The organism is Kitasatospora sp. SUK 42, assembly GCF_015776785.2.
GTDB lineage: Bacteria > Actinomycetota > Actinomycetes > Streptomycetales > Streptomycetaceae > Kitasatospora.
Genome location: NZ_LFMD02000002.1, coordinates 956,774 through 967,370, shown reverse-complemented (window position 1 = coordinate 967,370; position 10,597 = coordinate 956,774). Strand labels below are relative to the sequence as shown.

8 protein-coding genes and 2 pseudogenes are annotated in these 10,597 nt (G+C 67.9%); 7 read left to right on the top strand and 3 right to left on the bottom strand.

The window, feature by feature from the left end; genetic code table 11:
* Position 1: 1 nt before the first annotated feature.
* Positions 2-1,033, bottom strand: a complete 1,032-nt coding sequence (locus RZ50_RS04030) for a hypothetical protein (protein ID WP_217680227.1) — start codon at positions 1,031-1,033, stop codon at positions 2-4.
* Between the two features lie 140 nt (positions 1,034-1,173).
* The gene (locus RZ50_RS04025) at positions 1,174-1,836 is read right to left on the bottom strand and encodes a hypothetical protein (RefSeq protein WP_196951865.1); all 663 of its coding nucleotides are present in this window, start codon (positions 1,834-1,836) and stop codon (positions 1,174-1,176) included.
* 368 nt (positions 1,837-2,204) lie between these two features.
* Here RZ50_RS04025 and RZ50_RS04020 point away from each other — a divergent pair, with 368 nt between their 5' ends.
* The 6 genes and pseudogenes from RZ50_RS04020 to RZ50_RS03995 all read left to right on the top strand — a co-directional run.
* Entirely contained in the window at positions 2,205-2,843 is a 639-nt protein-coding gene (locus RZ50_RS04020; protein WP_254801973.1) for a hypothetical protein, read from the top strand.
* Positions 2,844-2,938: 95 nt separating this feature from the next.
* Positions 2,939-4,354: a transcriptional regulator gene (locus tag RZ50_RS04015; RefSeq protein ID WP_196951864.1), complete on the top strand. Its 1,416-nt coding sequence runs from the start codon at positions 2,939-2,941 to the stop codon at positions 4,352-4,354.
* A complete protein-coding gene (locus tag RZ50_RS04010) occupies positions 4,351-6,189 on the top strand; it encodes a DEAD/DEAH box helicase (protein WP_196951863.1) in 1,839 nt (612 codons plus the stop codon). The genes RZ50_RS04015 and RZ50_RS04010 overlap by 4 nt, the downstream gene beginning before the upstream one ends.
* A 118-nt stretch (positions 6,190-6,307) precedes the next feature.
* Entirely contained in the window at positions 6,308-7,105 is a 798-nt protein-coding gene (locus RZ50_RS04005) for an HNH endonuclease signature motif containing protein (RefSeq protein ID WP_308271343.1), read from the top strand.
* Positions 7,106-7,172: 67 nt separating this feature from the next.
* The gene (locus RZ50_RS04000; RefSeq protein WP_196951861.1) at positions 7,173-8,132 is read left to right on the top strand and encodes a NaeI family type II restriction endonuclease; all 960 of its coding nucleotides are present in this window, start codon (positions 7,173-7,175) and stop codon (positions 8,130-8,132) included.
* A 17-nt stretch (positions 8,133-8,149) separates the two neighbouring features.
* Positions 8,150-8,650, top strand: a pseudogene (locus RZ50_RS03995) (very short patch repair endonuclease); the annotation flags it as partial.
* Between the two features lie 27 nt (positions 8,651-8,677).
* Here RZ50_RS03995 and RZ50_RS03990 read toward each other — a convergent pair.
* Positions 8,678-9,955, bottom strand: coding sequence for a DNA cytosine methyltransferase (locus tag RZ50_RS03990; RefSeq protein WP_196951859.1), 1,278 nt, complete (start codon positions 9,953-9,955; stop codon positions 8,678-8,680).
* 455 nt (positions 9,956-10,410) lie between these two features.
* Here RZ50_RS03990 and RZ50_RS03985 point away from each other — a divergent pair.
* Positions 10,411-10,597 (top strand): annotated as a pseudogene (locus RZ50_RS03985) (IS256 family transposase); the annotation flags it as partial.

Sequence of the window (10,597 nt, the reverse complement as noted above, 5' to 3'; positions counted from 1 at the left end):
CTCACCACTGCCTCCGCCTGGTCCGCCAGGCCAGCGCCTCGACGCCGGCAGGGAGGGCCCGTACGAGCCCGGCGGGCATGGGCAGATCGGCCTGGCGGCGCGCACGGTTCGCGTAGAGCGCGTCCGCCGCGGCCACGGCCGAGGGGCTCGTCCGCTCGACCACGGCCATCGTCACCTCCGCCAGGCTCGCCGCCATCCACCGCCGCACCGTCGCGGCACCGTCCAGCACCGCCACGGCCGGCTTTCGGGACCGCACAGGATCACGGATCTCCTCCGGATCGCTCCTGCTCGACAGGACGACGCTGCGGTAGTGGTTACCCGGTGAGTGCACACCGCGCAGACGCATCAGCTCCTGAAGGGATAGCCCGGGACAGCCCGGAGCCGCGGCAACCTCCTGCGCCTCCGCCAGAACCGTGCTCACGACCCCCACCAATACGCAGTCGAGCGAGCAGTGCCGGTAGTACTCGTCCAGGGGGCCCGTCAGCAGTCCGCTGGCGCCGCCCGGTGCCCCGGTTTCCTCGCTGAAACGGTTGCGGTCGGTGTAGTCCCCAGGCTGATCGGGCCAGGGGAGCGTCTGAATCCGGTACCGGTCCGCTGGGAACCACGACACCATGCCCGGGCGCCCGCCGGGGCCCGGGCGTCCCGACAGCTCGTAGACCTTCCCGTGATGGTTCTCCACCGCCCTCAGGAAGAGGCCCGAGTATGCTCGCTTCCCCGCACCTGGAAAATCCGCCGGCACGATCCGAACACAGGTCCCTGCCGGGAGGACCCATGCCTGCTCGAATCCGAGCTCCCGCTCGGCACGCGATTGCGCCGTCCATGACGTCCGGTCCACCGAACCCAGCGCGAGAAGTACGGCGGCGTATTCACGGGCCGGGACGGACAACGCCACGACGGCGCTGTCGCCGGCCTCGCTCAGCTCGGCGGCCCAGCCGCCGGCCCGAACGAACCACACGGCCCACTCGGGCAGCTTCCGCCAGCCCCCCTCCGTGCTCAGGTAGGCGCCGCGGAGCGCAGACCCGCCTTCCGCCACCGCCCCAGCCCCTAAGCCCGCCCGAGAGTTCCCTTGTGCCGCCACGCGACCTCTAGTACTGGCAGCGCTCGCGATCGTACAACATTTTCACAATTCGTCGCATCAACTTCATTGCCTCAAAGCGGATTTACCGCTACCAGCTATGCGGCCTGCGCGCTGCGGCTGATCAGCTCCCGGGCATCCGCGTGGCCGCCGGCGTCCATCAGATGACCCACCACATCGAGGACGAAACGGTCGGGTCGGCCGCCGACCTTTCGCAGGAGAACATCCACGACCTCCGCGAGACCCCGGCTACGGCACGTCTGAATCGCGGCAGCAGACTCCAGCGCAGGCGCCTCGTCGCCGGCATAGTCCAGCATGCCGACGACATGCTCGTACCGGCCGCTGTCTAGGTGCAGCACCAGTTCGTCGACCGGCCACTGCAGCCCGGTCGCACGTTCGTTGCGCCGGTCCCCCTCGGCGGGCGGGACCGGCGCAACGGCTGGCGCACCGGTGCCGCCCTCCTGCGCACCGCCGCCCATGCCAGTGGCCTCTTCCAAAGCCGGCCTGTCGGCTTCAGCAATGCTGTTGTCGGCGGCGGCAGCGTGCTCACCCTCATCGAGAACCCGCTGCAGGAGAGCCCTCAGGTCGCTCTCGGGCACCACTTCGACACCGGTCCTGCGCTGCGCGAGCCGGTGCAGCTTCAGAACGGCGTCCGTGTCAGGGAACAGGACCTTCCCCGACGCGAGCCGGTAGAGGGCCGAGCGGGAGCTGTGGATCTGACCTGCGACGCTGCGCAGCGTGCCGCCGATCGCCCTCAGCATGGCGCGCACCGCCCCGGCTAGTTCGCGGCGTGCCGGGGGAACGGAGGACGGAAGGGCCTTCATCTGTCCGCGCGGAGGCAACGAAGCTCCCTAGAGGTAGGGGTCGGCGAAGTGTCATCCCATCTTGGCAAACGCCTATGACAGCTGAGCGGTCCTACGGCACGGGAGGGACACCCCGGGACACCGGGAGAGAGGGGGACACCGGGGGACAGAGAAGCCTTCCCCTGTCGGCGGACCATGCGCTTCGCTTGAAGAGCAGGCGGGACCGGCCCGTTGACAGCCCACCAGGGCCGTCACTGCGCTGTGCACGAGAGGATCCGAAGAGCATGGTGGCAATTCCGTCCTGGACGGACGAAGGACTCGGCACTATGAAGCGCGTTGCGCTGTGGCTGGTGCAGGAGGTCGGAATCGGCAGCGTGTTCACCAAGGAACAGCTCCGGACCGCATTCGAGGGGGTCAGCCAGGTCGATCGCCGCATGAGGGAGCTCCGCGACCACGAGTGGCAGATCGACACCAACAGGGAGGACCCGGCCCTCGACCCCAGTGAGCACCGGTTCGTGTGTGAGGGTGCTCCGGTATGGCAGCCCGGCAAGGGAGGCCGCAAGGCAGCCGAGTCCGTGGGAGCGGTGCAGCGCCGCGCCGTGCTCCTGAACGACAACTATCTGTGCCGGACCTGTGGCATCGGCAACGGCGAGGCGTACGCCGACGGCCACGGCGCCACCTCCCACCTGGACATCGCGCGGCGCCAGGTCACCCTACCCGGCGGCGGCACCGAGGTGCAGCTAGTCACCGAGTGCAACCGGTGCCGCGTCGGCGGGCGCGACGCCGGCGCCGATCTGAGCGCCTTCACGGCGGCGGTGGCACAGCTGTCGACATACGAGCGCAAGATGCTTTCGTCCTGGATGGAGCAGGATGCCCGCGGCTTCAACGAGGTCGAGAAGCTCTGGGGCACCTACCGGACCCTGCCGGCGGCGGCGCGCGCCGATGCCCGCAACATGCTCCTGTAGTCCCCCTCCGGGGCGGCAGCGGAATCCCCGGTGCCGCCCCGTTCCCAGCCCTGGCAGTATCGGCATCGCTTTCACACACACGAAGGAGCACACCCGTGTTGATCGACTTCGGCCAGCCCCACGAAGCGGCCGGCAACCGCGAGCTCGTGGCCCACCGGCTGAAGGAGCTGCACAGCGGAATCGGCGTCCCGGAGACGCTGACCGTTGAGTGGCGTGGGAAGCCCATTCACATCGAGGTCATCGACATGCCGGTCGAGGTCCTGCGCTACAACCCTGGCACACACCGCATCCGTGCCCAGCGTGCCTACGACCCTGCCCGGGATCAGGCACTGACTCGGGACCCCTGGAGCCCCGAGAGCCAGGACTATCTCCACTTCCTGCTGAAGGCCCTGCCGGCTGACCCCTCCAGGACCGACAAGGCCTTCGAGGACCTGTCGGAGAGTCTGCGCGAGTACCAGCAGAACGAGCCCGGACTGATCACGCACGAGGGCATCCTCGTCAACGGCAATACCCGCCGCGCTGCGCTCAAGGAGCTCGGACGGACCAGCATGCGGGTCGGCGTTCTGCCGGAGAGCTGCGAGTGGAGTGACATCCACGCCGTCGAGCTCTCCCTCCAGCTGCGCCCGGACACCCGACGGGACTACTCCTACATCAACCACCTGCTCGCCCTGGAGGAGCAGGTGGCGCTCGGCAAGCCGATGCCGGAGATCGCCCGGAATTTCCACACCACGACGCCGGCCTGCGACCGCGACCTGTGGATCCTGGCCCAGCTTCGGGATCTCATCAGCCGTAGCGCTACCGGAACCGCCTCGCTGCGGCTGATGGACTTCGAAGAGGCCAAGGAGCGGTTCTTCGAGCTCTACCGCGCCTACAACACCGAGTCCGCACGCAACCGGGAGCGTGCCGACCTGCTGAAGGAGGGCCGACTCTCGGCCATCGTGCTGGAGTTCGCCAAGACGGATGTCCGGTTCATCCAGCCCGACTTCCAGGAACGGTTCCTGGACCAGCGGCTGCCCGCAGAGCTCAGGCCCGCTCGAACCGATGCGGCACCGGCGGTGGCCATCCCCGGCCTCGGCCGCACCGTCCAGGCCGCCGGCGCGAGCGTCGCCGCGGCCAAGGCGCTCACCGACTCCCTCCTGCAGGCCAAGGCTGTCAAGGCGGCCGGCGCCGCCGCAACCCCCGAGGAGCAGACGGCGGCCGCCGAGGTCCTCGACCGCACCCGGGACGTCTTCAACGAGGCGTTGGAGTTCGCAGGCAAGGACTTCCGGCTCCGAAAGAAGCGCCTCGCTGCCCCCGACCGCGTCACCGACGCCTGCAAGGACCTGGAGCAGTGCGTCACCGACCTCGTCCTCGCCCGCGGCAACGGGAGCCTGGACGAAGGGGCGTTCGACGACGCCCTGCTGAAGCTGCGCACCATCATGGAGCGCGTGGCCGTCGAGGCCGGCAAGAGCGTGCCGCTGCCGGGTGAGGGCCTGGCCTGGCTCAACGTGGCTGTGGGGAAGCAGCAATGACGGATACCCAGACCGAGCCGTCGCTGCGGATCGTATTCGACGTGTCGCGGACCCGCGTTGTCCTGCGCACCACGCCCGGGCACGAGCAGGACTTCGCGGACCTCGCCGCGCGCATCGCCCCCGGCGGCCAGCGCGGGCCACTGGTAGGCGAGTTCGAGCTCGACGACTTTCTCGACCGCATCATCGAGCTCGGCTCCTGGCGCCACGACGGCGTCGAGTGGGAGGACGCGCTGGTCCAGCTCGTCACCGGCGTCCTCGACGACGCCGAGCGGGCCGAGCAGACCCTCCGCAGTGGCGCGGACGTCGGCCAGGGCGCGGTCGCACCGGACGACGTGCCAGGTCTCCTAGGTGACGGCTGGACCGGAGACCTCACCCCGTTCCAGCTCCGCGATGCTGCACAGCTGCTGTCACTCGGGCACGGCGCAAACTTCAGCGTCCCCGGCGCCGGCAAGACCCGCGTCTCACTGGCCGTCTACGCCGCCATGCGTGAACAGGGCCTGGCCAAGCGGCTCCTGGTCGTCGGGCCCAAGTCCGCCTACGAAGCATGGCAGACCGAAAGCCAGCTCTGCTTCCGAACGCCGCCACGCATCGCCGTCATGGGCCGCACCCCCGACTACGGCGCAGAGGTACTGCTGGTCAACTACGAGCGCCTGTCCCGGGCCGTACCCGGGCTTGCGTCCTGGCTGGGCGCGGCGCCGTCGATGCTGGTGCTCGACGAGGCCCACCGCATGAAGCTCGGCGCCAACGGAACCTACGGCTCCGCCTGCCTCGCACTCGGGCCCACCGCCACCCGGCGGCTCATCCTCACCGGCACACCGGCCCCCAACGGGGCTCGGGACCTGGAGAACCTGCTGTCGTTCGTCTGGCCCGGCCGCGGCAAGCGCGTCGTCTCTGACGCTGTACGCGGCGGCGACCTCGCCTACGCCAGCACGGTGCTGCGGCCGCTGTTCACCCGCACCACCAAGCGCGAGCTTGGTCTGCCCCCGTTCGAACCGAAGGTCCGGTACGTCAGCCTTCCGCCGATCCACCGGGAAGTGTACGAGGCGCTCAAGGGCAACTTCTCCCCACGGGCTGAGGCGTCCCGTGCTGACATTGAAGCCCTCGGGCGGGCAGCACTGCGCCTGCTCATGGCCGCAACCAGCCCGGCGCTCCTAGTCGAGGGCAGCAGCCCGTACGAGCCGCTCGCCTACCAAGTGCCGGCACTGGAGGCCGCCCCCGGCGAGTCCCTCCACGCGCTCCTGCGCGACCTTCCACGCTACGAGCTCTCCCCCAAGTTCCAGGAGGCCGTCCGGATCGTCGCCGCGAACGCGGCAGCGGGCCGCAAGACGATCGTGTGGACGACCTTCGTACGCAACATCACCACCCTGGCCGAGCTCCTCGCCCCGTACTCACCAGCCGTCGTCCACGGCGGCACAGCCGACCGGGACGAGGAGATCCGACGGTTCCGCGAGGATCCCGACTGCATGGTGCTGCTCTCAAACCCGGCTACCTTGGGCGAGGGCATCAGCCTGCACCAGGTCTGCCACGACGCCGTTTACGTCGACCGCGATTTCGTGGCTGGTCGGTTCCTGCAGAGCCTCGACCGCATCCATCGCTTGGGCCTTGCCCCCGGTACGGAGACGAGGGTTACCGTCCTCGTCGCGGAAGGCACCATCGACGAGGTGGTCCAGTTGCGTCTTGAGGCAAAGCTGGAGTTCATGGGCAGCATCCTGGACGACCCGGAGGTGCGCCAGCTCGCAGATCTCGTCGAAGAACCCGTCGGCAGCGTCGGCCTGGATATGGCGGACATCCGGGAACTCCTGCGCCACCTCGAGCCCCCCAGCCTTGCTCGATGAGCAACCACGGGGTGAGGCCCGGGACCCGCGACCGCGGCGGGCCTAGGGTTCCACACGGATCGGAAGGAGTCCTCGAATCCGCCGTATTCAGCGGGAGGAAGATATGACACACCCAGAAGTGGACAGCGAGCGCCCGCTGCCCGACCCCACTGATCCGTCCGTCAACGATCTCTTCAGCAGCCAGGAGGCCGCCGAAGCCTGCCGGTTCCTCCTCATGCGGCTGGACAGCCCCCCGACTACGGCGGAGTGGCTGGCCCGGTCGCAGCAGGTCTTCGGCAAGTCCAACGTGCAGAGTCAGCGTCGGCTGCGCGAGGTCCGGAGCCACTTCGTGGTGCAGAGCCGGCGCCGCACCGGTGACGGAAAGTGGATCTACCAGCTGCTCGGCTGGAAGAAGGCGGCTTCCGCTGCCGTGAAGATCTCGGCCCGGCTGCAGGCGGAGGCCTTCGGCAAGAAGGGCCGCTTCTGCCAGATGTGCGGGCGCGGCCCCCAGGACGGTATCCGGCTGCAGATCGACCACATCGCGCCCGAGTCGTGGGGCGGCAAGACGGTGTACTCGAACCTGGAGCCTCTGTGCGAGGAGCACAACCACGGGAAGCAGGCGTTCTTCGCCTCGCTCGACGCATTCGGCCCGGCTATCGGGCGAGCTCTCCCCCGCCCGACTCCGTGGGAGCGCATCGGCGAACTGCTCATCTCCTTCCAGGAGATGGGGAAGTCGACGCCGGTCGAGCTCATCGAACTGGTCGCACAGGACACCCACAAGGGCGACCCGAAGAAGCGGCTGCGAGAACTCCGCTTCATCCTCGGCTGGGACATCGTCGCGCACCGCAGGAAGACGGACGGCGTTACTGAGGTGACCTACGAGCGAAGGCGCAAGGAGCGCAAGACCGCTGAACACGCCGCAACCAAGTCCGACTGACCCGGCCCACGCACCGTAGACAAGCTGCCGAAATCCTGCATTATCCCTTCATAAGAATTGAGTTGACGTGACGTCAGTCGATACCTTATTTTCCGTCTCCTCTATCCTGCCCTCCGATACGGAGCTGGCCCGCGTCCGCGCCGAAATCCTGGCGGCGGACCCGTGCGGCGAGATCTTCGCTGCGGCTCTGCGCCGTACGTTCGACATGCTGCTCGACGGACAGCACACGGGCCGGTTCCGCTGGGAAGAGCTCCACAAGACCGAGAAGACGCATGCCGGCACTCTCGTGGAGATCAACCTCCAGCGTGCCTTCGGCTTCGCTGACGGCGACAGGATGGACTACTCAATTCACGGTATTGACGTGGACTGCAAGTACTCCCAGGACCTGGGCCGCTGGATGATCCCTCCGGAGGCTATGGGACATCTGTGCCTCGGAGTGTGGGCCAGTGATGACGCCGGGCGCTGGTCGGCGGGGCTGTTCCGCGTCTCTGAAGAAATACTGACCAAAAAGGAGGGAAACCGGGACGGCAAGCGGTCTCTCACCGCCGCTGCCCGCAGGAATGCCGTTCACTGGCTCTTCGAGGACGCACCGCTCCCCGAGAACATTCTGCTGCGTTTGCCCGAGGAGGACATCGACGCGATCTTCGCGTCACGGTATGGCACTCAACGGGTGCATGAGCTGTTCCGGCGCACGCAGGGCCGTATAGTCTCCCGCGGTGCGGTCGCCACAGTCGCACAGCAAGACGACTTTATGAAGCGTGTCCGGTACAACGGTGGCTCCCGCTCAGCTCTCCGACCGGAGGGAATCGTGATCCTCGGCCAGTACGGCAATCACCAGGCGGTGGCCAATGGCCTCGGTCTGCCGGTGCCAGGCGCCGGTGAGTCCGTGAGCGTGCGCCTGGCACCCTGGACACCGGGACATGTGGACGCACGGTGGGTGGAACTGGAGGGCGTCAAGTGGGTGGTGGCACGGGAAAACGACCCGGTCGTCGAGGCACCGCTGCTGCCGGAGCCGCGGGAACGGTAAGCGCTAATGCCGCCGAGTGGGTCGCCCCGGAAGGATCATGGGCCTCTTCAGCCGCCAGGCGCCGCAACATGCAGGCGATCCGGAGCCGGGACACGTCCCCCGAGCTCGCGCTGCGTTCCCTTGTCCACGCCGAGGGGCTTCGGTACCGGGTAGCGGCAAAGCCGCTACCCGGTATGCGGCGGACTGCTGATCTTCTGTTCCGCCCCACAAGGGTGGCCGTCTTCGTCGACGGGTGCTTCTGGCATGGGTGCCCGGAGCACTTCGTTCCGCCGAAAACCAATCCCGCGTACTGGGAGTCGAAGATCGGCGGGAACGTCACCCGCGACCGGGATACCGATGAGCGCCTCGCCGACGAGGGGTGGCTCGTGCTGCGATTCTGGGAACACCAGTCGCCTGAGGAGTGCGCGGACGCGGTGGTAGCCGCCGTGGTAGCGCGGAGGAGGGAGCTCGCTGAGCGGAAGCGGCAGCGTGTGGAGGACAAGCAGGGCCGTCCAGGCGCCGTGCCGCCCACAGGCTGATGCCTGCGAGCGGCAGGTCGATCAGACTCAGCTGATCTTGGCCTTGTTCGCCTTGAAGAGTTCGTGCCGGTCGTGGTCTTCCTGCCCGACGAAGGCCTTAAAGTCACGGAGCAGGTAGCCCATCGCGCCGTCCTGGCCGGCCTCGGTCTCTTCAATATGGAAGTCGCGGCCGAGGTGGGAGAGGCGTCGCTCGATGTCGTTCATTCCCATGACGACACCGGTCTTGTCCAGTGCGGCGACGATCTGCTCTGCGGTCATGGCTTCGCTCTTACCCCGGAGGAGCCGGTACACAGGGTCATGGGTGGTTTCAACCCGCTTGCGGGGGTCGCCCTCCTTCCGGAGTGCCCTCGCGATGGAAAGCCCGACCGCCCTGGCGACCGGCGGCGGGAATGCGTTGCCAATCTGGCGGTATCCGGTGGTCTTCCCCCCGGCGAACTGCCAGTCGTCGCTGAACCCCTGGATCCGCGCGGCCATGCGGCTGGTCAGCTTCGGACCACCCCTGACTTCGCCCTTCCTGCTCACTGCAGGCTTGAAGTCATCACCCGGCGCCTCGTTGGCAATGCCCCACGCGTCGACCCCCAAAGCCTCCCAGGCCGCCTTGGCCCGGGAGGGGCCGAGGTCTGCCCCGCCGTGTTTCTTGGAGCCGCCGACGATCGTGGGTGCGATGTCACTGGCCTTGGCGGCCCATGCCTCCGCGCCGCCCCAGCCGTTGTCTGCCATGAGGTCCTTCAGCGTCTCGCCAACTGTAGGCGCAGGTCCGGGCAGAGGCTCGGGCCAGTGGAAGTACTCTGCGTACTCGTCCTGGAGTGCCACCAGCACGAACCTCGGCCGGAGCTGCGGCACCCCGAACTGGGATGCCTGGAGAAGCCGCCACTCGCCCACATACCCGAAGTCGCGGAGCGTGTCCAGGACGTGCTGCCGGTAGGCCGAGAAGCGATTGGCACTTAGCCCCCGCACGTTCTCCAGCATGAGCGCCTTGGGCTTGATGCGGCCTGCCAGCTGGACTGCCCAGGCAAAAAGGTCGCGCTCATCGGTAGCGCCGAGCTGCTTGCCGGCGATGGTGAACGGGGGGCAGGGCACACCTCCCGCCAGGAGCGAGACACCTTCGTACTCGTCGGGGTTCCAGATCGAATCGTCCGCGACGTCGCCCTCTGCGACCTTCCACGTCGGTCGGTTCAGCCTGAGGGTGTCGCACGCGTTCGGGTCGAGCTCGACTGCGAGCCGGTGTTTGAATCCTGCCCCTTCGAGGCCTAGGGCCTGCCCCCCTGCTCCTGCGCAGATCTCGACAACCTCAAGGGCAGACATTCTTCCTCCGTACAACACGCGCCGAGCCTGCGGGATGGGAGGCGCTAGGCGTCGAGCTGGAAACAGCCATGATATCGAACAAACTAGCTACCTCCCTTCGGGTGTGACCTTGCCGCTCCATCCCCCGCCCAAGCCTCACCCGCGGGGCACGCCGGGACAAACAGCCTGTGTGGACCGGATCGACCAGTCTAGTTGCGCGCTCTGACATGCCGGCCGACGTGGCCCGAATCCTGCCCCGCCTCTGCACAACGCGCCGATGTGAACGAGGACACGCGTACCGTCCTCCTCGCACTGACCCGGACCGCTGAAGACCGCCGGCGAGAAGGGCTGGGACACTGACCACCTGATGCGCGATGGCCTGGAGGAGCGTGTCAGGAAGTTCGTGTAAGTCTGTGATCTGGAAGGCTGCTCTGGGCCCCCGATTGAGGGCTCTGGCCGGCCGGAACGGACAGGACATGGGCGAGAAGGACGGACCGGTCGTCGAGCCGGTCGATGAGCGGTTGGTGGACGAGGTCGTCGAGCGGTTGATGAACCGCGCCGACGCCTCAGGGGCGGCCCTGCTGGGCGAGGGCGGCCTGCTGACCCAGGTCACCCGGGCCGTTCTGGAGCGGGCCCTGGACGCGGAGATGACCGAGCACCTGG

Coding starts and splice junctions, on each gene's coding strand:
- RZ50_RS04025 (WP_196951865.1), bottom strand. CDS start 1,836: ATGCTGAGGGCGATCGGCGGCACGCTGCGCAGCGTCGCAGGTCAGATC.
- RZ50_RS04020 (WP_254801973.1), top strand. CDS start 2,205: ATGAAGCGCGTTGCGCTGTGGCTGGTGCAGGAGGTCGGAATCGGCAGC.
- RZ50_RS04010 (WP_196951863.1), top strand. CDS start 4,351: ATGACGGATACCCAGACCGAGCCGTCGCTGCGGATCGTATTCGACGTG.
- RZ50_RS03990 (WP_196951859.1), bottom strand. CDS start 9,955: ATGTCTGCCCTTGAGGTTGTCGAGATCTGCGCAGGAGCAGGGGGGCAG.